The organism is Pseudomonas bubulae (assembly GCF_900618535.1).
Classification (GTDB): Bacteria; Pseudomonadota; Gammaproteobacteria; order Pseudomonadales; family Pseudomonadaceae; genus Aquipseudomonas; species Aquipseudomonas bubulae.
On the sequence record NZ_UYJA01000001.1, the window covers coordinates 710162 to 735093 of the forward strand.

24 protein-coding genes, 1 tRNA gene and 1 pseudogene are annotated in these 24932 nt (G+C 59.8%); 13 read left to right on the top strand and 13 right to left on the bottom strand.

Translation table 11 applies throughout. From position 1 onward, the window contains the following. Positions 1–61 precede the first annotated feature (61 nt). Positions 62–1435: an aminotransferase-like domain-containing protein gene (locus PPTH39_RS03010; protein WP_130871567.1), complete on the bottom strand. Its 1374-nt coding sequence runs from the start codon at positions 1433–1435 to the stop codon at positions 62–64. Positions 1436–1520: 85 nt separating this feature from the next. Between PPTH39_RS03010 and PPTH39_RS03015 the strand changes: the two genes are divergently transcribed. The 7 genes from PPTH39_RS03015 to PPTH39_RS03045 all read left to right on the top strand — a co-directional run bounded on the left by PPTH39_RS03015 (position 1521) and on the right by PPTH39_RS03045 (position 6231). Continuing rightward, entirely contained in the window at positions 1521–2486 is a 966-nt protein-coding gene (locus PPTH39_RS03015) for a threonine dehydratase (RefSeq protein ID WP_095000444.1), read from the top strand. Between the two features lie 15 nt (positions 2487–2501). Beyond that, the gene (locus PPTH39_RS03020) at positions 2502–2957 is read left to right on the top strand and encodes a GNAT family N-acetyltransferase (protein ID WP_095023559.1); all 456 of its coding nucleotides are present in this window, start codon (positions 2502–2504) and stop codon (positions 2955–2957) included. A 26-nt stretch (positions 2958–2983) separates the two neighbouring features. Further along, on the top strand, positions 2984–3385 hold the full coding sequence (locus PPTH39_RS03025) for a hypothetical protein (protein WP_095000642.1): 402 nt from the start codon (positions 2984–2986) through the stop codon (positions 3383–3385). A 126-nt stretch (positions 3386–3511) separates the two neighbouring features. Then, the gene (locus PPTH39_RS03030; RefSeq protein WP_130871568.1) at positions 3512–3856 is read left to right on the top strand and encodes a hypothetical protein; all 345 of its coding nucleotides are present in this window, start codon (positions 3512–3514) and stop codon (positions 3854–3856) included. 47 nt (positions 3857–3903) lie between these two features. Continuing rightward, complete coding sequence (locus PPTH39_RS03035; RefSeq protein ID WP_095023558.1) at positions 3904–4458, top strand: UPF0149 family protein; 555 nt, start codon at positions 3904–3906, stop codon at positions 4456–4458. 191 nt (positions 4459–4649) lie between these two features. Further along, positions 4650–5330, top strand: a complete 681-nt coding sequence (locus PPTH39_RS03040; RefSeq protein ID WP_130871569.1) for a GNAT family N-acetyltransferase — start codon at positions 4650–4652, stop codon at positions 5328–5330. A 49-nt stretch (positions 5331–5379) separates the two neighbouring features. Continuing rightward, entirely contained in the window at positions 5380–6231 is an 852-nt protein-coding gene (locus PPTH39_RS03045; RefSeq protein ID WP_095000449.1) for a CAP domain-containing protein, read from the top strand. Between the two features lie 80 nt (positions 6232–6311). On the opposite strand, the gene mqo is transcribed toward PPTH39_RS03045, so the two are convergent. Beyond that, on the bottom strand, positions 6312–7958 hold the full coding sequence (gene mqo / locus PPTH39_RS03050; protein ID WP_095018062.1) for a malate dehydrogenase (quinone): 1647 nt from the start codon (positions 7956–7958) through the stop codon (positions 6312–6314). A gap of 411 nt (positions 7959–8369) precedes the next feature. On the opposite strand from mqo, the gene PPTH39_RS03055 reads away from it, so the two are divergent. Both PPTH39_RS03055 and PPTH39_RS03060 read left to right on the top strand, forming a co-directional pair. Beyond that, positions 8370–8741 (top strand): hypothetical protein, encoded by a 372-nt coding sequence (locus tag PPTH39_RS03055; protein WP_095000451.1) that lies wholly within the window; start codon positions 8370–8372, stop codon positions 8739–8741. 3 nt (positions 8742–8744) lie between these two features. After that, a complete protein-coding gene (locus tag PPTH39_RS03060) occupies positions 8745–8927 on the top strand; it encodes a DUF1289 domain-containing protein (RefSeq protein WP_095018063.1) in 183 nt (60 codons plus the stop codon). Positions 8928–8932: 5 nt separating this feature from the next. Here PPTH39_RS03060 and yghX read toward each other — a convergent pair whose 3' ends face one another. After that, positions 8933–9817 carry a YghX family hydrolase gene (gene yghX, locus PPTH39_RS03065; RefSeq protein ID WP_130871570.1) on the bottom strand — a complete coding sequence of 295 codons (885 nt, stop codon included), beginning with the start codon at positions 9815–9817 and terminating at the stop codon, positions 8933–8935. 150 nt (positions 9818–9967) lie between these two features. On the opposite strand from yghX, the gene PPTH39_RS03070 reads away from it, so the two are divergent. After that, positions 9968–10438, top strand: coding sequence for an FAD/FMN-containing dehydrogenase (locus PPTH39_RS03070; protein WP_095039076.1), 471 nt, complete (start codon positions 9968–9970; stop codon positions 10436–10438). Between the two features lie 26 nt (positions 10439–10464). Here PPTH39_RS03070 and PPTH39_RS03075 read toward each other — a convergent pair whose 3' ends face one another. After that, on the bottom strand, positions 10465–11154 hold the full coding sequence (locus PPTH39_RS03075) for an HAD-IA family hydrolase (protein WP_095000455.1): 690 nt from the start codon (positions 11152–11154) through the stop codon (positions 10465–10467). A 204-nt stretch (positions 11155–11358) separates the two neighbouring features. On the opposite strand from PPTH39_RS03075, the gene aroE reads away from it, so the two are divergent. The 3 genes from aroE to PPTH39_RS03090 all read left to right on the top strand — a co-directional run bounded on the left by aroE (position 11359) and on the right by PPTH39_RS03090 (position 14312). Further along, positions 11359–12174 carry a shikimate dehydrogenase gene (aroE, locus tag PPTH39_RS03080; protein ID WP_095018067.1) on the top strand — a complete coding sequence of 272 codons (816 nt, stop codon included), beginning with the start codon at positions 11359–11361 and terminating at the stop codon, positions 12172–12174. Positions 12175–12234: 60 nt separating this feature from the next. Beyond that, complete coding sequence (locus tag PPTH39_RS03085; protein ID WP_095000457.1) at positions 12235–13677, top strand: MFS transporter; 1443 nt, start codon at positions 12235–12237, stop codon at positions 13675–13677. Between the two features lie 257 nt (positions 13678–13934). Next, entirely contained in the window at positions 13935–14312 is a 378-nt protein-coding gene (locus PPTH39_RS03090; protein WP_095000458.1) for a DUF1640 domain-containing protein, read from the top strand. Between the two features lie 58 nt (positions 14313–14370). Here PPTH39_RS03090 and PPTH39_RS23670 read toward each other — a convergent pair. The 9 genes and pseudogenes from PPTH39_RS23670 to PPTH39_RS03135 form a co-directional block, all read right to left on the bottom strand. Next, positions 14371–14478 (bottom strand): annotated as a pseudogene (locus PPTH39_RS23670) (GNAT family N-acetyltransferase); the annotation flags it as partial. Between the two features lie 76 nt (positions 14479–14554). Next, entirely contained in the window at positions 14555–15739 is a 1185-nt protein-coding gene (locus tag PPTH39_RS03100) for a type III PLP-dependent enzyme (protein ID WP_130871571.1), read from the bottom strand. Beyond that, a complete protein-coding gene (locus tag PPTH39_RS03105; protein ID WP_130871572.1) occupies positions 15736–17496 on the bottom strand; it encodes an IucA/IucC family protein in 1761 nt (586 codons plus the stop codon). The genes PPTH39_RS03100 and PPTH39_RS03105 overlap by 4 nt, the downstream gene beginning before the upstream one ends. Next, positions 17493–18635 carry an MFS transporter gene (locus tag PPTH39_RS03110; RefSeq protein ID WP_095031646.1) on the bottom strand — a complete coding sequence of 381 codons (1143 nt, stop codon included), beginning with the start codon at positions 18633–18635 and terminating at the stop codon, positions 17493–17495. The genes PPTH39_RS03105 and PPTH39_RS03110 overlap by 4 nt, the downstream gene beginning before the upstream one ends. Continuing rightward, the gene (locus PPTH39_RS03115; RefSeq protein ID WP_130871573.1) at positions 18620–20401 is read right to left on the bottom strand and encodes an IucA/IucC family protein; all 1782 of its coding nucleotides are present in this window, start codon (positions 20399–20401) and stop codon (positions 18620–18622) included. Before PPTH39_RS03115 ends, PPTH39_RS03110 begins: the two co-directional genes overlap by 16 nt. Then, the gene (locus tag PPTH39_RS03120; RefSeq protein WP_130871574.1) at positions 20398–21597 is read right to left on the bottom strand and encodes an ATP-grasp domain-containing protein; all 1200 of its coding nucleotides are present in this window, start codon (positions 21595–21597) and stop codon (positions 20398–20400) included. Before PPTH39_RS03120 ends, PPTH39_RS03115 begins: the two co-directional genes overlap by 4 nt. A 74-nt stretch (positions 21598–21671) precedes the next feature. Continuing rightward, complete coding sequence (locus tag PPTH39_RS03125; protein ID WP_095024765.1) at positions 21672–23759, bottom strand: TonB-dependent receptor family protein; 2088 nt, start codon at positions 23757–23759, stop codon at positions 21672–21674. Between the two features lie 17 nt (positions 23760–23776). Then, a complete protein-coding gene (locus tag PPTH39_RS03130; protein ID WP_095018072.1) occupies positions 23777–24487 on the bottom strand; it encodes an HpcH/HpaI aldolase family protein in 711 nt (236 codons plus the stop codon). 307 nt (positions 24488–24794) lie between these two features. Next, a tRNA-Asn gene (locus PPTH39_RS03135) sits at positions 24795–24870 on the bottom strand. Positions 24871–24932: the final 62 nt, after the last annotated feature.

Below are 24932 nucleotides of genomic sequence, written 5' to 3' on the forward strand. Positions count from 1 at the left end.
AGATGAAAAGCCCCTCACCCTAACGCGCTGCGGCAGGGAAAAGGGACTTGATTGGGGGACGCTAAAGTTTGTTTGCTGGTTGCGGCCTGTGCCCTCTCCCTCCTGCAGAGGGCTGCAAACCCGCAATCCTTTCCAGCGCCACTTTCAAAGCCTGGACACTGGCAGCCGCCGTCAGGCTGATGCGCACCGCATGGCCAGCGCTGGACTTCACCGCAAATACATCCGCCGGCACCACCTCAACGCCAACGGCGCGACACGCCTCGGCGCCGTCTTCCACAGTCACCCAGATATGCGGTGATGGCGTGTCTGTCTGATACATCGCAGCCCCCAAAAACTTTTTTGCCAGGCGCCAGCGCCGGCTCACTTCCAGGGTTTGCCACTCCAGCCGCGCTTGTGCTGTGCCATCACTGATCCATTGGCAGGCGATGGCCTGGCACAGCGGCGATACCCCCCAGTGCGCCGACTGCGCATAGGGATCAATACGCGCCAGCAGCTGTGGGTTAGCCACAATCCAGCCCAGGCGCACTCCCGCCGCAACGGTCTTGGACAAACTGGTGACCAGCACTGCGAGCTCGGGCAAAAAGCGGTACAACGGCGGGCTATCGGTCAGCGCACCATAGACATCGTCTTCAATCACCTGCACACCATGGCGTCGGGCAATATCGGCAATCGCCAGCCTGCGCTCAACGCTCATCACCGCCGAAGTCGGGTTTTGCAGGGTCGGGGTCAGTATGGCAACCCGCGCACCCGTGGCGCGGATCATCCGGTCAAAGTCCTGCGCCAGGATCCCTTCCCGATCCATCGCGACGCCATGCATGGGCAAACGCAACTGTGCGCAGGCAGCCTTGATTCCCGGCGCAGTAAAGGCTTCAACCAGTACCGCATCGCCTGCCTGGCATAACGACAGCAGCACCGTAAACAGCCCTTGCTGGGCGCCGGTGCAGAGCATGATGTTGTCCACGCTCAAGTCCAGCCCGCGGCCCTTGAGCCAGGCCGCGCCCTGTGCCCGTGCCTGCAACAGATCCGCAGCGCTCAAATAACCCTGCAAGCGGATCGCCTGGTTACTGTCGAGCAACCAGGACAAGGCCAACCCATCCTCTTCGCCAAGATGGTCAATGGCGGGCAGGTTGGTTCGCAGGTCGATACGGGGTGTCTGCTCATCGGCGTGTTGCAGCCTGAACAGCGTCGCCTCCTGGCTGCTGGCCAGCACATAGGTACCACGCCCTACCTCACCCGAAACCAGATGCCGCCTGGCCGCCTCGCGATAAGCCTGCATCGTGGTACTGGGGTTCCAGCCCAGCGCCCAGGCCAGACGCCGCTGGGGTGGCAAACGTGCACCGGGTTGCAGTTCGCCGCAGGCGATGGCCCGGGTGATTGCATCGACCAGTGCAAGATAGCGCGGCTGGTCTGTGTCATTGAGGGTTGGCATCCACATTTATTGTTGGCCATGCAATATAAGGGTCGGCCCATACAATGCGTCGTGCCTAGAATCGAGTCAAATCCCTCGATGACGGTGTGCCATGTTTGATTTGAATGCCCTTCGCCTTGCAGCCCATACCGTGCACCAGACCCTGGCGCCCACACCGCAACTGGCCTGGCCTTTGCTGACCGAACGCATGGGTTGCACGGTATGGGTCAAGCATGAAAACCACACGCCCACCGGTGCCTTCAAAGTGCGCGGCGGCCTGTTATATGTGCAGGGGTTGCTGGCCCGCGAACCGGGCACCAAAGGCCTGGTCACAGCCACACGCGGCAATCACGGCCAGAGCCTCGCACTGGCAGCGCGCAGCGTAGGCCTTCCAATCCGGATCGTGGTGCCGGAAGGCAACTCGGTGGAAAAGAATGCCGCCATGCGTGCCCTCGGCGCTACCGTGATTGAATGCGGCAAGGATTTTGACGAGGCCCGCACCCATGCGGCGGTGCTGGCGCACACTTATAAATTGCACCTGGTCCCCGCCTTCCATCCCGACCTGATTCGCGGCGTGGCCACTTATGCGCTGGAGTTGCTAGAAGCAGTGGAAGAACTGGACACAGTGTATGTCCCCATCGGCATGGGCTCGGGCATTTGCGGGCTGATCCAGGCGCGCGACTTGCTGGGCCTGAAGACCGAGATTGTCGGTGTGGTGTCTGCGCACGCCGATGCTTATGCGCAAAGTGTCGAGCAGGGCCGTGTGGTCTGCACCGAGTCGGCCCACACGTTTGCTGACGGGCTGGCTTGTCGCCAACCGCTGCCCGAGGCGCTGGAAATTATTGCCAAGGGCGCGGCGCGGGTGATTCGGGTGTCCGACCAGCAGATCGCCCATGCGATTCGGGTCTACCATGAAACCACCCATAACACCGCTGAAGGCGCAGGCGCCGCCGCGCTGGCCGGCCTGATCAGCGAGCGCTCAAGGCAAAAAGGGCGCCGGGTTGCACTGATCCTGAGCGGCGCCAACATTGACCGCCTGCTGTATGCCGCCATTCTGGCCAACAGCGCTGACGCATAACCTAAAGGAGTGTGTATGCAGTACCTGATTCGCCGCGCCACACCGGGCGATGCCCAGGCCATCAGCAAGGTGGTGATTGCCGCCTTGCGCGAATCCAATGCCCGGGACTATTCCCCCGAGGTGATCGCCCGGATCGGGCAGAACTTCTGCCCGGCCGAGATTCTGAAGTTGATGCAGCAGCGCCAGATGTACGTGGCCGTACACGAACACCATGTAGTGGGAACTGCCAGCCTGGATCACGCGGTGGTGCGCAGTGTGTTCGTCAATCCGGGCCATCAGGGCCGAGGCATAGGCCAGCAATTGATGGCACGCATCAAGGAGGCGGCCATTGTTGCGCAGATTCAAGAGCTGCGGGTACCCTCCTCGCTTACGGCCGAGTCCTTCTACGCGCAACTGGGCTTTGCGAAAGTACGCGACGAGTTCCATGGGGACGAGCGCACCGTGATCATGGCCCTGCGTCTGGACGACTAAATCCCGGGGCAGCTATGCTGAGCCTGATGACTTCTTCTGCGTCGCTGCGCTCACCCTGCCCACCCGGCGCCTGCATCTGCGAGCGGGAGCAACTGTTGGCGACACCTGGCACCGACCTGCGCATCCTCAACCTCACGCGTCAGGCCGAGAAAGTGCTGATCGAGCGGCTGGAAAACCTGAAAAGCTTCGACGATCTTGAACATATGCAGCGCCGCATGCACGAGCAACTGGGCATTGAAGTACTGATCGACCCCGGCGTCACAGAAGTGCGTACCATGCGAGGCATTGCGATACACCTCGCCGAGCAACCGGGCCTGTGCCGAAAAACCCGACAGGCAATCCCGGCCGCCATCCGCCGGGCGCTGGAGAAACGACCTGAAATTGCCTGGAAACTGCTGGATGGTCACGGCTTGTTTAGCGACCCCTGAATCGGCTCTGAACAAGGGCTTTAACCCCGGAAAAGGTCATATTTTGCGGCATATGAACAAATTCGCTTGCCATAACCCGAATCTCTGCCCTATAAGCGCGTCTTTTAAATTAACTGAGTCATACCAATGAGTGCCGGATTCACCGAGGACGACATGCGCAGAGCGCTCGGCCTTGATCTGCCTGCTGCCCCGGTTCAACCTGAAGTTGAACCGGCTCCTGCCAAAACCATCCCTGCTCCGAAAAAAGCTGCGGCACCTGCCAAAGCGCCATCACCTGTGCCGAAAAAGCGCAGCGGGCCTGTCCTGTGCGTCACCATGCGGGTGACCAAGGTGTTTGACGGCGATGAAAGCCTGTTTGTCCATGACTCCAAGGATTTGAGCCGATTCAACGCCGAGCAAGAGGCGAAAAAAGCCCTGGCCAAGGCTGGCTTTAAATACTTTGAACTCGAGTCTATTGTTTCGGTGGACTGAGTCTGCCGCAGACCACCCGTTTTGCCGCCACACCAAGGAGCCCGAACATGCAATCGCAACCCCTGAACGCCAGCGACTTTGACGTGATCGAAAACACGCTGCTCAAATACGGCGACGATCACTCCGTGCTCAACCCTTCGGAGCTCGACGGTTATTTCACCGCACTGGTTTCAAGCCCGACTCAGGTCGATATCGCCGACTGGTTCCCGGCAATCTGGGGCGGTCAGAACCCGGCCTGGGAAAACCCTGAGGAAGCCAAACAGTTCATCGAACTGAGCGTTCGCCATATCAATACCCTGGCCCGGCAACTGGCTGAGGACAGCAGCGCATTTATTCCGCGTTTCGAGCAGACCGAACATCTGGGCCAGGATGTAACCCTGGCGGAAGAATGGTGTTTTGGTTACACCCGTGCGGTGGCCATCAGCAACTGGCCAGCACTTCCGGCGCCGCAAGCACGCTTGCTCCAGGCCATCGCCGACTGCGCCGAGCAGGACAACTTCGAACTGCCCGACGACCTCGACGTTGCCGCCCACCAGCAAAGCGTTGCCGCCATTGCCCCTGCGGCCCGGGCGCTGCATGACTTCTGGTTGAGCCAGCGCTGAGCTCGGCGAAGCTGATTTTGATTTTGTAGCAGCTGCCGAAGGCTGCGTCCGGCGGCGAAGCCGCCGTAAAATCAGCCACCGCGATTATCCAGATAAACCTTGCACTGCGCATTTACGATCGCTTCGCAATCGGACGCAGCCTTCGGCAGCTGCTACGAATTGTGCTGCGGCACACTATAGAAACCATCCCCATGACCACCCTCAGCCATTACGATTCCCCGGTCAGCGAACCGATCAACAGCCAGATCCTGCAGCTCGTGGTCGATCACCTGAGCGATATCAGTGCGATGGAAATCGCCCCGAGCAATCTGCTGTACAGCATTTATCAGTACGCCATCGGCTTTGAAGTGCATCTGTACCTGCAGGCACTCGACGGCACCAAAGGCATTGCGATCGAGCTGATTGTCGCCACCGATGCCCAGGACCCGGAAAAAGTAACGGGCTTCGCCTTGTACCTGCCTTTCAAGGACGACCCCCAGGCCTGCGGCATTGCCTATATGGCCGAGCTGGCCAGCCACCGCCATCTGGGGGTGACCCGTTCGATGCTCGAGGAAGTCGTGCGCCGCTACCCTCACACCGAGCTGACTTGCAGTGTGACCAAGGTTGCGGAATTCGAGGCAATGGGGCTGCAAGTCATCGGTACCCGCGGCCCGCAATTGCTGATGAACACCCGTGACCATAGCAGCGACGGCCTGATGGCCGTGCTCGACGTCGCCGCGATCTACCAGTCCACCGAAGTGCGCCAGATCCATACCTACCTGCTGCAACGCAACGGCAAAAAGGCCATGCTCGACGCCGAGAAGAAACGTGATCGCCAGATCGATCAACTGACTGCCCGGGCCAAAGCCTTTGTGGCCCTGGCAAAAGACTAAAGGGGCGAAATAACGCATCATGGTTGCACTCCGTTAAGAGGGAACCCGTATGCGCGCTCACTTCACCCTGCCCCGTCTCGGCGCCTTGACACTGAGTCTGGTGTTCAGCGCTGGCGCCGTGGCCAGCGAAGAATCGCAACTGATCGACTCGATCAATGCTTACCGCAGCCAGATTCAATTGTGCGCAGGGCAGGCCTCGCAAGAGTTGCCGCCACTGTCGGCCGACACCCGCCTGGTGCTGCCGGCCAGCAGTTTTGGCGATTTGCAGCAAGCCCTGGCACAGGCGGCATACCCGATGGTCAACGTACAGGCGATCAACCTGTCCGGCCCCCGTGACGCCCAGGCCGCCATGAAAGCCGTCCAGGAAAGCTTTTGCCGCGTGGTGCTGGACCCGCAATTTGTCGATATCGGCGTCAGCCACGACCAGCGTGACTGGCGCATCGTTCTGGCCCGTCCGCTGCTGGCGGCACGCCTGGGAGACTGGCAGGCCGAAGGCCAGAAAGTCCTCGAGATGCTCAACAGCGCCCGTAACCAACCCCGCCAATGCGGCACCCAGGCCTTCGGCCCTGCCGCGCCCCTGACCTGGAACACCACCCTGGCTAGCGCTGCCGAGAGTCATTCACGGGACATGGCCAACAATAACTACTTCGATCACAAGGGCCGCGATGGCAGCACCCCGGGGGATCGCGCTGAACTGGCGGGCTATATCGCGCAGCAGATCGGTGAAAATATCGCCGCCGGGCAGGACACCACTCGCAAGCTGGTCGACGGCTGGCTGGCCAGCCCTGGTCATTGCGCCAACGTGATGAATCCCGGGTTTCGCGAGCTGGGCGCAGCCTACGCGGTAGACCCAAAAAGTGATGCAGGGATTTACTGGACGGCCCTGTTCGGGACGCAGTGAGGTATAGCGAAGGGGTTGAGCGAGGCGGTAACGCGAGATAAAGCAGCCCCACCCGAGCAGCGTCGAGTGGGGCCGTTTTTTTACAGCGCCATGTCAGCCGCTGGGTTGCTTGGAGCAGGCTTTGCCGGCTCCGTAGCAGGCGTTGCAGTGTGAGTTGCCGCCGGGATTGCCGGTGGTGGAGTCAATTGCAGGACTTCAGCCGTGTAGGCCCACTCTTGGGCAACGCGATCAGGATCGCCGTTCAGCTTGGTGCCATAGCTCGGCACGATCTGGTGCAGCTTCGCTTGCCACTCCGGTGTTGCAACCTTGTCCTTGAACACGGTTTCAAGCACGGTCAGCATGATCGGTGCAGCCGTGGAGGCACCCGGGGATGCGCCCAGCAGACCGGCGATGCTGCCATCTTTGGCGCTGACAATCTCGGTACCGAGTTTCAGCACGCCGCCCTTCTCTTCGTCACGCTTGATGATCTGCACGCGCTGACCGGCCTGCCACAGGCGCCAGTCTTCGGACTTGGCGTTCGGGAAGTACTCTTTCAACGCATTGAAGCGGTCTTCGTCCGACAGCATCAGCTGGCCGGCCAGGTATTCAACCAGTGGGTACTGTTCGATACCCACTTTGGTCATTGGCCAGATGTTGTGCGGGGTGGTGCTGGTCAGCAGGTCGAAGTACGAACCTTCTTTCAGGAACTTGGTCGAGAAAGTCGCGAACGGGCCAAACAGGATAACGCGCTTGCCATCCAGCACGCGGGTGTCCAGGTGCGGAACCGACATCGGTGGCGCACCAACCGAAGCCTTGCCGTAGGCCTTGGCCAGATGCTGCTCGGCAACAGTCGGGTTATCGGTTACCAGGAACGAGCCGCCAACCGGGAAGCCTGCGTATTCCTTGGCTTCAGGAATGCCGGACTTCTGCAGCAGGTGCAGGGCACCGCCGCCAGCGCCGATAAAGACGAACTTGGCGTCAGTTTCGGTTTTGCTGCCATCTTTCAGGTTTTTGTACACCACGCGCCACGAACCATCTTCATTGCGCTTGATGTCTTCAACTTCGCTCGACAGTTTCAGCGAGAAGTTAGGCTTGGTTTGCAGGTAAGCCGCGAACTGGCGTGTGATTTCGCCGAAATTCACGTCAGTACCGATCGGAGACCAGGTGGCCGCGATTTTCTGGTTGGGATCGCGCCCTTCCATCATCAACGGAACCCACTTCTTGATCTGCACTGGATCTTCGGAGTACTGCATGCCCGCGAACAGAGGGCTGGCCTGCAGGGCTTCATAGCGCTTTTTCAAGAACTTGATGTTGTCATCGCCCCACACAAAACTCATGTGCGGCGTGGAGTTGATAAACGAGCGCGGATCTTTCAGTACGCCGTTCTTGACCTGCCACGACCAGAACTGACGCGATACCTGGAAAGCTTCATTGATTTCAATGGCCTTCGGGATTTCAACGTTGCCGTTCTTGTCTTCCGGCGTGTAGTTCAGCTCAGCCAGGGCGGAGTGACCGGTACCTGCGTTGTTCCAGCCGTTGGAGCTTTCCAGGGCAACGCCATCGAGACGTTCAATCATCTCCATGGACATGCCGGGTTCCAGCTCGTTGAGCCATACACCCAGAGTAGCGCTCATGATGCCGCCGCCGATCAGCAGTACATCCACGTGTTTAGGTTCTGCCGCATGCACGGAGGTAATCCCCATGGTCAGCGCCAGGCCCAGTAGCCCCTTGTTCATTTTTTTTAACATGTTGTAGTACCTAAGATAAAACGCCATCTGCCCGGCACTCGGTGCCTGAATTTGCCTGACCCACTACAGACGGTCACCTGCAATCGAGCCAGCTTCAAGCCCCGAACGGGCAGACATATAAGGCCTGTGCACGTTACAGACCTCACTTCATGTACCTTGGGCGCTGATCTCTTGTTGGTCTTGGCTTCAGCTACTTGGGTAACATTTTGGGTACAGCGGATGTGACTCCCTTGATGTCCGGCCTGCTCGCGGCTCCTTCCGGGGAACCTGCGTGGGCATGACGCTCCAGGGCGGCCAGCCGACTTACCGCGACATTCTACCTCAGGTGGCACTCTGGGCGAAGCAGCAGTAGCCAAGCCCCGCGCTCAGGTATAATCGTGCCTTTGCCCCGCCTATCAACAGGATTCACCCATGTCTTTAAGCAAACGCACCCAGGCACAGATCGAACGTCGCCTGATCACCTCCCTGACCGAGGCCTGCGAAACGGCCAAATCACAGATCCCGGGGTTTGCCTGGTTGACCCATGTTGTTGACTACGAGGCCTTCCCGGCCAGCCTGAAGGTGGTCTGGGTGTTCGATACGCAAGCCAGCAAAGACTTCGCCCTGGCCGATGGCGAGGCGCGCTATATGGGTGAGCTGACGGCCCAGGCGCTGGCGGATGCCGGTGTAAAGGTGCGTAACGGCTCGGCCCATGTATTCTTCGATTCAGAAGAAGAGTGCCAGCGCAGTTGTGGCGGCAACTGGCCCAAGCGCCTGGCGCAAAAACAGACCGGACGCAGTTGAACTGTGGCAAAAGACATTGAAAACCCGTGCATTGCAGTTTGCCAGTTAAGTGGTGAGCTCTGCGTGAGCTGCGGTCGAACCCGGGAAGATATCCGCAAGTGGCGGGGCATGAAGCGCCCGGAAAAAATGGCCGCCGTGCAGCGCGCCAGCGCTCGGCTCAAGAGCCTGCGCAAGAAGAACGGCTAAGCCCGCTACGCCAGATACTTGCCGAACCAGCCCAGGGTCCTGTTCCAGGCCAGAGTAGCCGCGGCTTCATCGTAGCGAGGCGTCGAGTCGTTATGAAAGCCGTGATTCACTCCCGGGTAGATATGCGCTTCATGGACTTTACCGTTGCGGTTCAACGCCTGCTCAAAAGCTGGCCAGCCGTCATTGATCCGTGTATCCAGCCCGGCGTAGTGCAGCATCAACGGTGCCTGGATACGGGCGACCTCGTCTGCACCGGGCTGGCGCCCGTAAAACGACACTGCAGCTCCCAGCTCCGGGTAGGCCACTGCCGCCGCATTGGCCACCCCGCCGCCATAGCAGAACCCGGTAATCCCAACTTTGCCGGTACTGGCATCATGCTGCATCAACCACTCCACCGCCGCGAAGAAGTCATTCATCAGCCTGGCAGGGTCGACTTTTTGCTGCAACGCCAGGCCTTGCTCATCATTGCCGGGATATCCGCCCACTGACGTCAGGCCATCGGGTGCCAGAGCGATATATCCCGCCTTGCCCAGGCGCCGGGCAACATCTTCTATGTAAGGATTCAGCCCGCGGTTCTCATGCACCACCACCACGGCCGGCAGCTTGCCCGCTGCCTTGGCTGGCCGCACCAGATAACCGCGCACCTGGCCGTTGCCCCTGGGCGATGGATACATGATGTACTCGGCAATGATATCCGGGTCGGTAAAGGAGACCTGCTCGGCGAGTGCGTAGTCTGGGCTCAACGCCGTCAGCACCGATAACGCAGTGGTGCCCAGGGCGAATACAGCAGCACGGTCAAGAAACTCGCGACGGTTGATCTTGCCGTGGGCGTAGTAGTCATAAAGCTCAAGCAATTCAGGGGCAAAGTCTTTCGCTGTCAGACGCGTCATCTTGGCGTTTCCTTGGGCCGGTAGCGCTTAACCATAGAGCAATTTGTAGCTAAATGCGTCTCAGACCTTTTACCTTGTGCTGTGGGATACCATACCGGCCATGCCTGAAACCTGTCAGGCCAGAACCATTAACTGAAGGGGTATCAAACGGTGAGAATTGCACTTGTGCTGTTGTTGAGCGCGTTTTCCATGCTGGCCCAGGCCGCGAATATCGGTGAGCGCCTGACGCCATGGACCCTGAACGACCAGCATGACCAACCCTACACCCTGGACGAAAAAACCCAGGTGCTGCTGGTAGCGCGCAACATGGACGGCTCCAAGCTGGTCAAGGCTGCGCTGGAAAACCAGGCCAAGGGCTACCTGGAAGCACGCAATGTGGTGTTTCTCGCCGATGTGCAGCGCATGCCCTCGCTGATCGGCAAATTTATCGCCATCCCGGCCATGCGTGACTACAGCTACCGTGTTGTGCTTGACCGCGACGGGGCTGTTGCCGCCCAGTACCCCGGTGCCGAAGACAAGGTACTGTGGCTGCAACTGGAGAGTGGCAAACTAATGTCGCAGCAAGAGTTTTCCAGCGCCGACGAATTGCGTGCGGCACTGGAAAAACTGCCGGTGCAATAATCGCGTGTAAGGGATCTGGCTAGCACTTATCGCATCGGCGGCAAACCATAAGCCGCCAGATCAAAGTCGGCCAGCTGGCGGATGATCAGGTCGGCATGCGTGTACTTGCTGTCGGCCATGGCTACATCAGGTACGGCAATCGCAGTCATGTTGGCGGCTTTGGCAGCCGTTACCCCGAAAGGCGAATCTTCGAATACCAGGCAGTGCTCGGGCGCAACACCCAGGCGCCGTGCCGCCGTCAGGAAGATATCCGGTGCAGGCTTGGCTGCCCCCACTTCAGGGTCGTCAGCGGTGACAATGGTGTCGAACAGCTCAAACCACTCACCATGCAAGGTGGTTTTGTGGGCAAAGGAATGTTGCGATGAACTGGTGCCCACGGCAATTGGCACCTTGTGGGCCTTGAGATGGCGCACCAGCGCCTCGGCACCCGGCATGCCCGTGGCTTTGGGGAAGCGTTCTTTTAGCAACGGCTCGCGGACAACCAGAAATTCCTGCGCGGTGATCGGCAATTCCAGCGCCTTGACCAGAAATTCTGCCAGGTCCAGGGCGCCACGGCCGATGATGTGCTGCTTGATGCTCCAGTCATAGGTGCGACCGTAGCGTTCGGCGATGATCTGCGTGACTTCGGTGTAAATACCCTCAGTATCCAGCAATAACCCGTCCATATCGAAAATCACGGCCTTGATCGGGCCGACAGCAGCACGCGGTGTAGTCATCACAACAAATCCGTTGGCAGGAAGGATTCAGCACCATAACACCGGGAGAAGCACAATGTGCTGCAGTCATCGCCAATCATCAAGTCTCAGCTGGTGATCAGCATCCGTGATCACGGCATCACCATATACGATTGGCACACTGCGCTGCAGGGGTTGAAAGTGGGCTTATTGCCCCACTCATAAATCCAATACTAGGAGGCACGCATGCCCCAGTCCCTGCCAACCCTGTGCGGTTCGATCATGGGCTCGCCCTTTTCTCTCTCTGCGAAAATCCACAATGCGGCCTACGCGGCCCTGGGCCTGGACTACACCTTCGTCTGCTTCGGCATCGAGGACCCGGTGGCGGGCGTCGCGGCCATCCGCACATTGGGTGTGCGCGGCATGAACGTGTCCATGCCCTACAAAACCGTCGTGATGGAGCATTTGGACGCGATCGATGAATCAGCGCTGGTCATTGGCGCGGTCAACACCATCAATAACATCGACGGCGTTCTCACCGGCTACAACACCGACTACCTGGGTGCAGTACGCGCCCTGCAGGAAGTCTGCGAGCTCAATAACCAGCGTGTTGCCGTAATCGGCGCCGGTGGCGCAGCGCGGGCCGTGGTCTTTGGCTGCCTGCAAGCGGCAGCCCGGGTCACGGTGTTCAACCGCAGCAGTGAGCGTGGCCAGGCGCTGGCCGCAGATCTGGGTGCACGCTGGGGTGGCAGTGTCGGGGCCTTTGCTGCCCGGGATTTCGACATCGTGATCAATGCCACCAGCGTGGGCTTCAGGCAGCCCGACAACAATCCGCTGGACGGGCTGCTGGCCAGCCATCTGATCGTCATGGATGTAGCCTTTATGCCCGTGCGTACCGCCTTGCTTCTGCAAGCCGCCGCGCTGGGCTGCCGCACCGTGTCCGGCACACGCATGCTGGTGCAGCAGGCCTGCCGGCAAATCGAGTTGTACACCGGCATGGAGGCCCCCATCGACATCATGGAGCAGGCCATGCTCGAGGAGATACATCGACTCAAATTGTAAGCCCCCCTGCTGCCTATCGATAACAAGATGCCGTAAAGGCGCCTACCAGAAGGTACCAACATGACTCACGATCATGCTTCATCTGATATTGAATTGGTCCCCGAAAGCCCGGAACACAAAAAAGACCTGCACCGCGCTGCCTGGGCCTGCTCCCTGGGCAGTGCGCTGGAATACTACGACTTTGCCCTCTACACCCTGGCAGCGGCGCTGATTTTCGGGCCGCTGTTCTTTCCTGAACAAACCCGCACCATGAGCCTGATTGCCAGCTTCGGCACCTACTTCCTGGGCTTCGCGATAAGGCCATTGGGTGGTGTGCTGTTCGGCATGATCGGTGACCGCGTGGGACGCAAGTTCGTGCTCACGTCCACGGTGTTGCTGATGGGTATTTCCAGCACCCTGATCGGTGCCCTGCCCACGTTTGATCAAGTCGGCTACCTGGCCCCGGTGCTGCTGGTGGTGCTGCGTTTGCTCCAGGGCCTCGGTGCAGGTGCCGAACAGGCCGGCGCGGCAGTGATGATGACCGAGTATGCACCCCCGGGCCGACGCGGTTTTTACGCTGCCCTGCCCTTCCTTGGCATTCAACTGGGCACCATCCTTGCCGCGCTGGTGTACTTCATGGTTATCAGCAGCAGTGACAACGTGCTCGAAAGCGGGTTGTGGCGCATACCGTTCTTCAGCAGCGTGGTGATCGTCGCCCTGGGCCTTTACATGCGCCTGTCGCTCAAGGAGTCGCCGACCTTTATCCGCCTCAAGGCCCTCAAGCGCGTCTGCGACAATCCGCTAAAAAGTGCGATGAAACACTCAAAACCGACGCTGCTGCTGGGCATTGGCCTACGCCTGGGAGAAAACGGCGGGTCTTCGATTTATCAGGCCCTGGCGGTGAGTTACATCGTTGGTGTGGTCGGCCTGCAAGGGCCGGTGGGCGTGCTCACCTTGATCTGCGCCGCCAGCCTGGGTGCTCTGACCGTGCCGATTGCCGGTAAACTCAGCGACCGTTTTGGCCGTGTAGTGGTGTACCGGGCCTTTGCGCTGCTGCAACTGGCACTGGCGTTCCCGGTATGGTGGATACTGAGCCAGGGCAATGTGATCGCGAGCATTATTGCTATCTCTATCGCGCTGGGCATCGGCACCTGGGGCATGTTCGGCACCCAGGCGGCGCTGATGCCTGAACTGTTCGGCTCGCGCCACCGCTATATGGGCGTATCCATTGCCCGGGAAGCCTCGGCGGTGATTGCTGGCGGTATTGCGCCCTTGATTGGCGCCGGGCTGATCGCTCTGGTCGTGGCCAGTCACGATGGCGATGCCAGCGCCGGTATCGGCGCCTGGTTGCCGATTGCCTGCTACCTGTCGCTGCTGACGCTGATCACCCTGTACACCACCTTCAAGACCCCGGAAACCCTCAACCGAGATCTGGACGAGCCCCGTGATGCCTGGGAAATGCTGCCTGCTCACAACGCTCCGCAGATGACGCCACAGCCGGTGGTGCAACCGACGCCACGCTGATGCTGCGTGCTGCAACCTGACTCATGCAAAGAGCCTGCTGACTGCAGGCTTTTTTGCGCCAGCACGATGCTGCTCTACTCGTAATCATAATCGGTCACCAGAAATACCACCGCGACTGACGCAACGCTAAGAAAGGTCTGACTGTATTGATTCGGGATAAAAGTAGAATCTCAGGCAAGGAGTGAATCGCCCTCACAGTGACAGGAGTCAGGCGTCAGATGGCGGCCCGACGTCACTTGCCAATCGCAGGAGACAATATGAAATCATCCATTACCCTTTACGACGCGCTGACATCCATCAGTATGCCTTCAGGTAAAACTAAAGCCGTTGTCGAAGCCTGGGAGAATGAAGTGAAAGATCTCGCCTCCAAATCAGACCTGGGGCAAACCGAACGGCACCTGAAAGCCTCCATTTCAGAATTGGGCGCTGAACTGCGCGTTCTGATAAGGGAGCAAGGTGTAGAGCTCAGGTCATCCGTCAAGGAACAAGGCCTCGAACTGCGCTCGTCAATTACTGCGCTGGAGGCCCAGGGCAAGATTGTTCACTGGCAGTTCGGCATCATCTTCATTTGCATCAGCGTGCCATCGATCAAATTGGGATATGACTTTCTCAACAGGGCTTTACTGGGGGAGTAAAGCCCTGGCCGACCTGGGTGATGACTTCAACTGAACAGCCTGCATCATTATGGGCTGTTCAGTATCCGGCTTGGGCTTGAAGCAGCTTGCGCATGAAAACCCGGGCAAAGCCGTATTGCGTGGCCCTGTGGGTTTCCTGATAACCGAGCTCTTTATAGAGTTCGATGCATACCAGGAATCAGCGTGGATGGCTGATTGCCAAGGATGGAGTTGCCGGCACCCTGGCTGGCAACTCCATGGCATCACCCGTCGATAAACACCTTCAGAGGCGGTTCGTGCATCAGGAAGTTCTGGTGCGAGATATTCCAGGCATAGGCACCCGCCAGGCTAAACACCAGCAGGTCACCAATCGCCAGTTGCGCAACAGGTTGCTGCCTGGCCAGCACATCCTTGGGCGTGCACAACTGGCCTACCAGGGTGACGTCCTGACCGCTTATCTGCGGGGGATTTGTGCCCCGCATAACCGTGAACGGATGGTTATGGTCTTGCGCTGCAGGCGTGCGAAAATGATGAGTGCCGCCTCGACCAATGGCAAAAAATTCGCCGTGGCTGCTTTTGATATCCAGCACCTGCATGACGTAATAGCCGCAGGCTGCGCTGATAAAGCGACCAATTTCGAAGCGGATTCGGGTCGCGCCCATGCCGAACTCATCAACCAGCCCCTTGAGCCCCTGACAAAACCTTGGCCAGTCGAACGACTGCGCCGGGTTCTGGTAGTTGATGCCCATGCCGCCTCCGACATTCAGCACGGGCAGTTGCAGGTCGTGGTCGACACACAACTGGCGGAAAGTCAGGAAGTAGCTGCGTATCAACGCAAGGTGCGCATCGACATCCAGCTGGTGTGACAGCATATGAAAGTGCAGCCCCTTGAGCTCCAGAGACGGCTCTTCGCGCAACAATTGCAGTGCACTTGCCAGCCCCTGCTCGTCCAGCCCGAACGGCGTGGGCTTGCCGCCCATGACCAGCCTGCTCTGCGGTGCCTGCGTCAGCTTGAGGTTCAAGCGCAACATCAGCGCAGCCCTCACGCCACGCTGGCGAGCGATGCGCGCCAGACTGCGAAGCTCGGTCACGCTCTCTACATGAAACGCCGAGACGCTGTACTGCATGGCGATATCCAGTTCACGATCAAGCTTGCCCGGGCCGCCAAAGATCAGTGGCTCGTCGGGGCACTGCTCATGCAGCCAGGCCAGCTCCCCGCCCGAGGCCGCTTCGAAACCGTCTACCCACGGTGCAAGGGTTTTCAACACCCGCGCCTCCGGGTTGGCCTTGGCGGCATAGAACAATTCGCAGTTATCGGGCAGCACCTCGCGCATTGCCTTTATATGCTGTTCAAGGGCAAGCAAGTCGTAGACATAGGCACACAATGGCCCCTCGTGTTCAGCCTTGAGCTGATCGATACAGCGGGTGACAGCGACAGGAAGAGTCATGCGCACTTACTCTTTGCAATAAACGCCAATGGGCTGGGCAGCTGGGTGTAACCTGCCTCGCGATCGGCGCGCATCATCAGACGGGTCATAAAGTTTTCCTTGCCGGGGAATGGCGCACCGGCGCACAACTCGCGCAGCTGCTGCGGATGACCGAGAAACGCGCACTGTTCGTGCAACAGCTCGCCGGTGCGCGTCCACAACTGTTGTTCCAGAGCATCGCTACCATTGGCCAGATGAAAAATCGCCTCACCCAGATTATTCACCAGCGCACAGTAAGCCACCCGCTGCCAGGCCTTTTGCGCGCTGTAGTACACCGAGTTGCGGGTACGCTCGTCGAGCGCGCTCAAGCGTTCTGCCGGCCAGATTTCAGGAACCAGCTTGGTGCCCTCCAGATCGCGGATCCACACCCGGTTCGGCAAGCCGTCCTGAGCAAAGCCGACAACCGTGTTTTGTAAATGCGGCTCCAGCGCCACCCCCTGACGGAACAGGCAGTGCAGCACGCCGCCGAGCATTTTCGCGGCATAGGCATCCAGCCAGTTGAGCGTGGCCTGCTCAATGCCCAGGCCGGTGATGTCGGCATAACGTCGAACCTGGTGACGACAGACACTGCGACCTTGCAAGTCCCAGGTAAACAGCGCCATTGCCACCTGCGGCTGATACGCCCCGCGATCGGCCATGGACAGGTTTTCCCGGTAAACGATACCGAAGCATTCGGTGACTTCGCGGGCCTGCTCCAGCGTACCCAAAGCACCGAGATCAAGGCTGGAGGCTGCGGGCTCGGGCATCAGCAAAAAGCCCGGTTGCCGGATTGCCAGCTCGCTCATGACCGGCCGGAGCAGATGAGTCAGGGCAACGGCACTGTCCAGCTCATACCAGGCATTCTTGCGTACGCAATTGGTCAGCCGCACATGCATCGAGAACTTCATGAAATAAGCCAGTTGCGGGTGGTAGAGCGTACGCACCGACGAGGTCGGGAACATGGCCTGACCCAGAGGGCCGAGGTATTCGATCAGACCCTGCTGTTGCGCCCGCTGCACCAGCGGATCGGCCAGTATGCGGGCGACTTCCCAGGGGTGACACGGATAGGCGTCGTCGCGCCCCGACAGTTGCTGCAGGGTACTGCGCGGGTCCTCACCCTGATGGCGAAACAGCGCCGGGTCGATCTTGAACCAGTGCAACTGAAAACACGCCCCAACCTCAGGCGAGCAGGCCAGCAAATCGTTATGGGAAATACCTTCGCGGCTTTTCGGTGTCGGGTGCAGGGCATGCCCCCAGAGCTGATGCTGCTCGGATGCGAGCAGGCTGTCGGCAGCTTCGTTGGCCGGACGGGAATGACGCAAAAAGGCCCGGGTGATCTGCAGGCTGTTGGCGAACTGTTGCAGCATCTCGCCGACACGCCCGGCACCGCTCAGTGGCGTACACAGAAGGCTGGCCAGTTCCCGGGCCTCCAGTGGCCGCCAGCCCTGCTGGTTGCCCTTGAAATAAGGCGCGCCGATGTAATGACAGCGGCCCAACAGGCTGGCGCTGTCGATGCGCACCACCAAACGGCCGCCCGGCAGGTTGATGCTGATGCAACGAGCGCCGGCCTGACGCAGGCTCATCGGCACATCCTGTGCCTGGTAGTTCAGATCGGCTTCGTTGCGCGGCAATGCATATTCGCGCAAATAGCAATTGAGCAGGCACTCGATGGCATGGCGCTGGGCTTCACCATCAAGGGCATGGTCATTCAGGGACAAGGTATTGGGAACGAACGTCATGCCGGAATCTCCCGGGAAGTGATCATTAGAGGGCGCGCCATGACCATGGCGGCCATGGCAGCCAGGCAGGCAACCAGAAAGGGGGATGCAATGCCGCAGGTCTGAGTGACCAGAGCAGCCGTAACACCGGCAGCGGTACCGGCCCATTTGCCGCTGGAGTCAAACCAGCCGAACAGGCGCCCTGCACTGCCTTGCCGGCTGCGCTGACTAAGGCAGCGGTGCAGCCCGACAAAGCTGAGCAGCATGCCCGCGCCACTGAGCAGACGCAGGGCGAACAACGGCTCTGCCTGCACGCTCCAGAATTGCAGCGCATTGCTGATCGCCAGCAGCGCCAGCCCCGGCAACAGGACGTTGCCCTGATACTTGTGGACCCAGGGCAAGGCCAGCAGATAAACCAAATGCGGCAGGCTGTAGAGCACACCGATCAAGGTGTCGTTACCTATCCCCAATTGTTCACCGTATGGCATGAAGTAGGGAAAGGTGACCACCATGGCGAAGCTGAACAGAAACTGCACCGCCAGCAGGCGCGCCATGTCGGCTGGCAGTTGGCCTGGCGGCGGTTTTTGTTTGCGGTCCAGGGCATGCCCGGGCTTGTCGTTGGGCAGTGCCAACACCAGAACAAAAGCCAGCAGCGGCAACCACGCCAGCCAGCTGTAAAGGTTGATGCCCAAGCCCCGGGAGGTCAGCAGCCCCAGCAGGATCGGGCCGCTGATCATTGCCAGCCGTGCCGAATACTGAGTCCAGTTCAGGGCGCGGGACAGCCCGGAGCCCTTGAGCTGGGTCGACAGGTAGGCGTTGGAGGCCGCCATTGCTCCGCCGAAGGTGCCCTGGATAACCAATGCCAGCACGAACACGGTCAGATTGGGGCTCAAGCCTGCCAGCAGAAAACCCGCGAACAACCCGGCATGGGCGCGCAGCAACGACAGACGACAACCGTTGCGATCGGCCCAGCGCCCCCATACTGGCGCGGCCAGGGCGGTGCACAGGGTTGGCAGGACAAACAGCACGCCGATGGCCCATCCCGGCGTGCCGGGCGCGAGGTCGCCCAGGATGCGCGGTAGATAGAGCGGAATCCCCAGCGCCGTAAAGGCCGACAGGTAATGCCCCAACAAGACGCTGGCGATTAAACGGCGCTGCATGGCACCTCCTCCAGCAGGAAATTCGCCGCGCTGTAGCCATAGAACTTGTTGATATCACTGGCACCGGAATGCGCCTTGCTGAACAGGCTGCCGGCGCTGAGCAGGTACTTGACCGGCAACCTTGGGCTGTCGAGCAACCAGCGGCGTGCGTCGTCACAGTTGATGCCTTCGGCTTCGAGTTGCTGCAGACAACCGCTCAAGCGCCGGCGCAGTGTGTCGTACAGGCTGGCTTGAGGCGCCAGCCCCGCTGCCGCAATGGCCTGCAAAATAGCGACGATATTCAGTTGCAGGGTGATGGTGCAGAACATCTCGGCCAAAGGCTGACTGCTGTTGACACGAATGCGCTCATCCTGCAAGGCGGCTGGCAGCCCGGCCAGATCCGCACAAGCTGCAGCGAAACGTTGCGGCCAAAGGCGCGCGGCGTCGTTGTCCTTCATCAACAGGCGCATTGGCCGGCCGTGTTCGAATATCAGCACGGCGTTCTGCTGGTTGGCCTCAAGCGCGATGCCGTATCGCAGCCACAGCCGTAGATGAACCTGCAGTAACAGGTCAAGGTAGTCGTCGAGCCAGTGTTGCAGGGAGCCGGCATAAAAACCCTCGACCAGCTGTTCGAGGAACAGGCGCCCACCCGCAAGAGGGCTGGCCAGTGCAGCCACCGGCACCAGTGTGGTGTGCTCCAGCCCCGCCGGATAGCGGCGCACGATATAGGCCAGATGACGGCTTTGGGCGACATGACCGCCGTGTTGTTCATCTACGTGCAAATAGCGTGATCCCAACTCCGGATCTCGCCTGGCGAGCGCCTGCAAGGTGGTTTCAAACCAGTGGCCGTCGTACAGGGTGGTCGGTTTGATCAGACGCAGATTGCGCGCGCCCAGGGTAGTGACCAGCAACGGTAATTTGATATGCCAATGGGGCTGATCAATGCACACCACCGTACGCACGGACAGCGTCGGCTCAACCTGCATGGCCGTGTGTGGCGCCTTGAGTGCGCCCTCAGGCAAGCCATACTGTTCAAGCACAGCCCAGGTCAACGGATGCACCGGCAGCAGTGAGTGGCTGTTGTGCAAAGTGCCTGGCAAGCCTACTTCCTCGAAACCCGGCCAGTGCGGCGGCTGCACACTGGTGAGGGTCATGGCCTGCTTGGGGATCGCCAGCCAGTTGAGTTCGAAACGCGGTGCAAACTCCGGCGCATAGCGTTCAAGGGCTGCGCCATCGAAGCCGCTTTTGGCCCGTGCAGTCGGGTAGTACGGGTGGTCCAGATAGCTGGCCAGCTGGTCAATCTTCAACAGGCGCTGCGACCAGTGCTGGAGCCCGATCACATCGCCGAGCGCGGCGGCATTGCGTTGACCGGCCTGCTTGCACAGGGTCCGGTGTTGCGTGGCGCAATCGGCCTCTTTCAGATACGCCTCGAACAACCCCAGGCTTTCAGCGTCCAGACCCTGGCTCAGGTGGCCAAGCCAGAGCGAGTAGCCACGCTGGACCTCAGGCGGGTGCTGTCGCGATACCCGGATCCAGGCATCGCCGGTAACACTCCAATCCTGCAACGGATACGCCTTGACCACTGGCAGCCACAACTCGTCAGCCGCCAGATCGGTGATCCGCAGCCAGATGCCGCTGGATTGATGCGCAAGCAGCTGATGCAACGCCTCGGGCAGCGGACAGATCCGGCCCTGACTGACAACTCCGCGGATATCTTCACGCAGGCAGCAATCGATGATGCGGCGGGTGATGTAGGCCTGATCGGCAGCTTCTGGTTGCAGGTTCATGCCACCACCCATTTCAGGTCGTTGAGGGTCGAATGCAATTGCGCATCCAGGCTCACGTCATCCGGGGCAATCAGGCGCAATACGCCGACGTAGTCCTTGTTGGAGTGGCTGATGGTCACCGTGTCGCCGGGATGTTGCAGCGCCCGGTAATCGCACCAGTGGCCTGCGGATTCGACATTGAAACTGGCGCTGGCCTGATCCAGCCGCCCCGAACGCTCGGCCACCAGATAGTGCACGGTTGCCTGGGCCCGAGCCGGTTGTGCGTCGACCAGCGCCTGCCCCAGATGCAGGGCAACGATTCGGTCAAACCAGCCCTGTGGCAGCAGCCGGTCCAGCAAAAACTCGCGGCCGTCACCGATACTGCGATAGTTGATCTCGACCAGCACCGGGCCTTGTGCGGTGAGGATGAATTCGCTGTGACAAACGCCAAAATTGACCCCGAATGCCGCCACTTGCGCCAGCGCCGCGGTACGCTGTGCGCTGCTTAGCGGGCCATTCCAGCGGGCAGCGAGTTCGACAAAATGGGGCGGCGCAGAAAGGCTTACGTCAAAGCCGCCAATGGCTTGCAGGCCACGACCGTCACCGAGGGTCTCAAGGGTGAACAGTGGCCCTTCCAGGTAAGCCTCCAGCAGCAGTGCACGGTCCGGTTGCTGCTCCCAGAACCGTTCACAGTAAGCACTCAGTTCAGCGGCGTTGTGACACAAGCGCACGTCCAGGCTGGCCACCCCTTCACGGGGCTTGGCCACCACTGGCCATGGCGCATCAGCAGGCAACGCGCAGCCCGAGGCAAGCACCTGGAACCACGGCCCGGGCAGACCCAGACGCTGCATGCGCTCACGCATGGCGGCCTTGTTCTTGGCGGCATGGCACAACCGCCAGTTCTTGCCGGGGCACTCGAACGCCTCCGCCACGACTGCTGTCGCGGTTTGCAGGTGATCGCTGTTGGAAAATACGGCAACCGGGCGCAAACCCTGGCCATTGAGGGTTTCGATGACCGCCAGCGGGTTGAATACATCACATTCGATCACCTGCAGCCGGTCCGGCGAAAGAGACGAGCCGGCAAGCAGGCGACGATGTTCCTGAGCATGATCGGTGATCAGCACAATTGGCAGCCCGCGCTGCTGCGCGGCTGGCATAAAGCCCTCGAGAATGGCTGGGTGTGTGACGTGAGCAAGGATGACGAATGGACGTTGCATGGCACTTTCCTGGGGGCAACAGTTGCCCGTCCCGCAGGATGGGCAACTGATTTACAAAAGCGCGTGTGCGCGGTTTAGAAGCGGTAATTGACGCCTAAGGTGAGCGAACGCTCTGGCGCGGGTTGACGACCCCAAGGGCTGGTGTCGATACCTCGGAAATAGTATTCGCGGTTGAACAGGTTACTGATGCCCGCCGAGGCGGTCAGGATGCTCTTGTCGGCCAGCGGGAACTCACGTTCGATAGCCGTGTTCCACACCCAGTAAGAAGGCAGTTCACCCACGCTGGCAGAGGCGTTTTCTTCGCGGGTATTGGCAGCGTCGGTGTAGGCCTTGCTGATGTAAAGACCGTCGAGGTTGTAGGTCCAGTGCTCGGCAAAACGGTAGCGGGCATCCACCATAAACTGGTTTCGCGAGGAGTACGGCACTTCGTTGTCTTTGTAAGTGCCGTTGCGTTGTTTGGCATCGAGGTAGGCATAACCGGCATGCAGGTCCAGATCACGCATGGCCTGCGGGGTCCAGAAAATATCGGTCTCGAAACCCTGATGACGTGTGCTGCCAAGGTTGTCGAAACGGTCGGTGGTAGCGTTGTAGACAATCTGGTCATCAAAGTCGATGCGGTACAGGTTGAAGTCGACACGCATGCCCTCCCACGGGGTGTAACGCACACCGGTCTCGTAGTTCCAGGCCAGCTCGGCACCGACCGCGCCTTCCTTGACGATCTGCGTAACCTGAGGTGGACGCAGGGACTTCTGCGCGTTGGCATAGACATACCAGGCGTCGTTGGCCTGGTAACCCACGGTCAGGCCCGGCAGCCATTCTTCAGACTTGTTCTCGCGCTCGAACCCGGTGATGCCATCGCTGTAGTTCATGCGCGCGTTTTCATAGCGCGCGCCGGGGGTGATGGTCAGGCGATGATCAAGCAGGCTGATGGCGTTGCTGATGTAGAAGGCACGGGCGCTGTCATCGAATTTCCAGTCGCGAAACGGTGCAGTCACACCCGTAGCCAGACTCTGCCGGTTGACCTTGTAACTGATGTCTTCGCTGACATAGCGGGCACCGAGTAGCCAGGTCTGGCCGACGGTGTCGCCATCGATGGTGGCGCTGATGCGCGGCTCCGAACCCCAAACCTTGAAGTCACGCGGGCCGTCCTGCTTGGTCACGGCCGTACCGTCCGGAGTGAACGGCAGGCCTACGACGAAATTGCGGTAGCTGTTGTGGGCAAAGTTGGTCCAGCTGAACTCCACCGAATCGAACGGCCCCATGGCGCCAAGACGCTGGGTGTAAGTGCCCCACACACGATCCGTGTCACCCTCGAAGCGGTCCAGCGGGCGCGTTGACTGACGCGGGTCGTCCTTGTAGTCCTTGACGCTGAGGGCTCCGGCCAGGTCCATGTCGGCCTTGTAATGCTGAACGCCGAAACTCAGATCCCGGTCATCATCGATGTTCCATTGGCCGCGCAGGCGGTAGTTCTGCACATCGGTATCAGAGTGTTCGCGCCCGTATTCGCCGCTCAGGGTATTGATGTCCAGTTGCAGCCCGAAGTTGTCGGTCAGGTAGCCGCCGGTGCCCAGATAGGTATCCCACAACTGGCGCCCGCCAGCATTGAACGTGGTTTTCTCCTGCAGGGTGGTTTCCCATTCGCGGGGAATCGGCTTGCTGATGAAGTTGATCACCCCGCCGACGTTGTTTGGACCGTATTGCACCGCTGCGCCCCCGCGCACGATATCAACCCGGTCGACCGTGGCCATGGTCATTGGGAACAGCGACAGGCCGGTCTGGCCGTAGGGTGCCAACGCGAGCGGGATGCCGTCCGACAAGGCCTGGATGCGTCCGCTGCGGCTCTCGTACAGCCCACGTACCGAAATCTGGGGCAGCGCACCGGTGCCGGTCTCGTCGAAAATCTTGATGCCCGGAACCCGTTGCAGCGCATCATCCAGGCCACGGGTGCTGGCTTTTTTCAGGTCGCTGGAATCGATGACGCTGCGACTCCCGGCATAGGTACGCACTTCCTGATCGCTGGCGGCACCCAGTACATCGCCCTCAATCGTCATGGGCGCCAGCTCAACGCTATGGCCGGGGGGTTGTTGATCGGCGGCCATGGCAGCCTGGCAAATACCCAGTGTCATGAGGCTCAGTGAAAAGTGTAGGGATATTGTTTTCATTGGACTACGTCGACTCATTATTGCTGTTGGAGAGAATGCAGGCGGGCTTTGAGGGCGTTATGCAGCAAGCCACGGTCTTCACCGGCCAGAAAACTGCGCACGCCGCGGGCGCGCCATAGCGCGTTCTGTTCGACGGTGCGAGGGTTGGCGCAAAAAGCGACGCCGGCGCCAAGACAGGCGTCGGCCATGCCTTGCAGGGTTTGCCAGACCCGAGGATTGAGAGGATCAGGCCCCAGGCCGAGATCGAGGGCCAGGTCCAGGGCGCCTTCCATGATCATGCCGACCCCGTCCAGTTGCAGGATGTCGCCCAGCGCGTCAACACCGGCGCGGCTTTCGATCATGGGAATAATGGGGGTCTGGCGGTTGGCCAGATCGATGTATTCGGGCAGTGGCAGGCGACCGAAGCCGGTGATGCGCCCACCGGTCATGCCGCGCTTGCCCAGGGGCGGAAAAAAGGCCGCCTCAATGGCGCGCTGAACCTGTACGGCGCTTTCGGTGCGTGACAGCACGATGGCTTCGATACCGGCGTCCAGCGCCCTGCCGATCAATTTCTCGTCCACTTGCGCCATGCGCAGCCAGGGCGAAATACCTGCGGCCTCACATGCCCGAACGCAATGCATGATGTCTTCTTCGGAGCGCAGCAAGTGCTCCAGATCAAGAATTACAAAGTCGTAGCCGGCAAACGCGAGCATCTCGCAAAGCATGGGTGAAGGCAGGGAATTGAGCATGCCGTAAACAACTTTCCCGTCTTGTAGCCGGGAAAAAACCGGAGAAGTTTTTATCACTGACACAGGTCCTTTTAGCGAGGCAGCACTGGCGCCAATAATAATCATTCTCAGATATAGGTAAACGATTTTTATTACCGAATAGCGATATTCGTGACGAACATCTTAAAAAAAACGTTTCAGGTTGTAGGAAAATGGCCATAAGCCATTGTTTTGCTGAGGTCCAGGTCCAGGTCCAGGAGGGAGAATCTGGACCTTGCCAAATTTCAGGCAAAAAAAAGCCGCTATCGCTAGCGGCTTTTTTACTATCTGGCTCCACGACCTGGACTCGAACCAGGGACCCAATGATTAACAGTCATTTGCTCTACCAACTGAGCTATCGCGGAATGGCGTCTATCTTACTGATATAAAAAGAGAAGTCAACACTTTTGCTGACTTCTCCCTGCAT

What these genes read in the sequence shown, in the direction of transcription:
- PPTH39_RS03035 (WP_095023558.1), top strand. Translation starts at nt 3,904, where the DNA reads ATGCAATCGCAACCCCTGAACGCCAGCGACTTTGACGTGATCGAAAAC.
- PPTH39_RS03025 (WP_095000642.1), top strand. Translation starts at nt 2,984, where the DNA reads ATGACTTCTTCTGCGTCGCTGCGCTCACCCTGCCCACCCGGCGCCTGC.
- aroE (WP_095018067.1), top strand. Translation starts at nt 11,359, where the DNA reads ATGCCCCAGTCCCTGCCAACCCTGTGCGGTTCGATCATGGGCTCGCCC.
- PPTH39_RS03125 (WP_095024765.1), bottom strand. Translation starts at nt 23,759, where the DNA reads ATGAAAACAATATCCCTACACTTTTCACTGAGCCTCATGACACTGGGT.
- PPTH39_RS03085 (WP_095000457.1), top strand. Translation starts at nt 12,235, where the DNA reads ATGACTCACGATCATGCTTCATCTGATATTGAATTGGTCCCCGAAAGC.
- PPTH39_RS03030 (WP_130871568.1), top strand. Translation starts at nt 3,512, where the DNA reads ATGAGTGCCGGATTCACCGAGGACGACATGCGCAGAGCGCTCGGCCTT.
- yghX (WP_130871570.1), bottom strand. Translation starts at nt 9,817, where the DNA reads ATGACGCGTCTGACAGCGAAAGACTTTGCCCCTGAATTGCTTGAGCTT.
- PPTH39_RS03045 (WP_095000449.1), top strand. Translation starts at nt 5,380, where the DNA reads ATGCGCGCTCACTTCACCCTGCCCCGTCTCGGCGCCTTGACACTGAGT.
- mqo (WP_095018062.1), bottom strand. Translation starts at nt 7,958, where the DNA reads ATGTTAAAAAAAATGAACAAGGGGCTACTGGGCCTGGCGCTGACCATG.
- PPTH39_RS03130 (WP_095018072.1), bottom strand. Translation starts at nt 24,487, where the DNA reads ATGCTCAATTCCCTGCCTTCACCCATGCTTTGCGAGATGCTCGCGTTT.
- PPTH39_RS03105 (WP_130871572.1), bottom strand. Translation starts at nt 17,496, where the DNA reads ATGACGTTCGTTCCCAATACCTTGTCCCTGAATGACCATGCCCTTGAT.
- PPTH39_RS03055 (WP_095000451.1), top strand. Translation starts at nt 8,370, where the DNA reads ATGTCTTTAAGCAAACGCACCCAGGCACAGATCGAACGTCGCCTGATC.
- PPTH39_RS03015 (WP_095000444.1), top strand. Translation starts at nt 1,521, where the DNA reads ATGTTTGATTTGAATGCCCTTCGCCTTGCAGCCCATACCGTGCACCAG.
- PPTH39_RS03110 (WP_095031646.1), bottom strand. Translation starts at nt 18,635, where the DNA reads ATGCAGCGCCGTTTAATCGCCAGCGTCTTGTTGGGGCATTACCTGTCG.
- PPTH39_RS03115 (WP_130871573.1), bottom strand. Translation starts at nt 20,401, where the DNA reads ATGAACCTGCAACCAGAAGCTGCCGATCAGGCCTACATCACCCGCCGC.
- PPTH39_RS03010 (WP_130871567.1), bottom strand. Translation starts at nt 1,435, where the DNA reads ATGTGGATGCCAACCCTCAATGACACAGACCAGCCGCGCTATCTTGCA.
- PPTH39_RS03100 (WP_130871571.1), bottom strand. Translation starts at nt 15,739, where the DNA reads ATGACTCTTCCTGTCGCTGTCACCCGCTGTATCGATCAGCTCAAGGCT.
- PPTH39_RS03120 (WP_130871574.1), bottom strand. Translation starts at nt 21,597, where the DNA reads ATGCAACGTCCATTCGTCATCCTTGCTCACGTCACACACCCAGCCATT.
- PPTH39_RS03020 (WP_095023559.1), top strand. Translation starts at nt 2,502, where the DNA reads ATGCAGTACCTGATTCGCCGCGCCACACCGGGCGATGCCCAGGCCATC.
- PPTH39_RS03075 (WP_095000455.1), bottom strand. Translation starts at nt 11,154, where the DNA reads ATGACTACACCGCGTGCTGCTGTCGGCCCGATCAAGGCCGTGATTTTC.
- PPTH39_RS03040 (WP_130871569.1), top strand. Translation starts at nt 4,650, where the DNA reads ATGACCACCCTCAGCCATTACGATTCCCCGGTCAGCGAACCGATCAAC.
- PPTH39_RS03090 (WP_095000458.1), top strand. Translation starts at nt 13,935, where the DNA reads ATGAAATCATCCATTACCCTTTACGACGCGCTGACATCCATCAGTATG.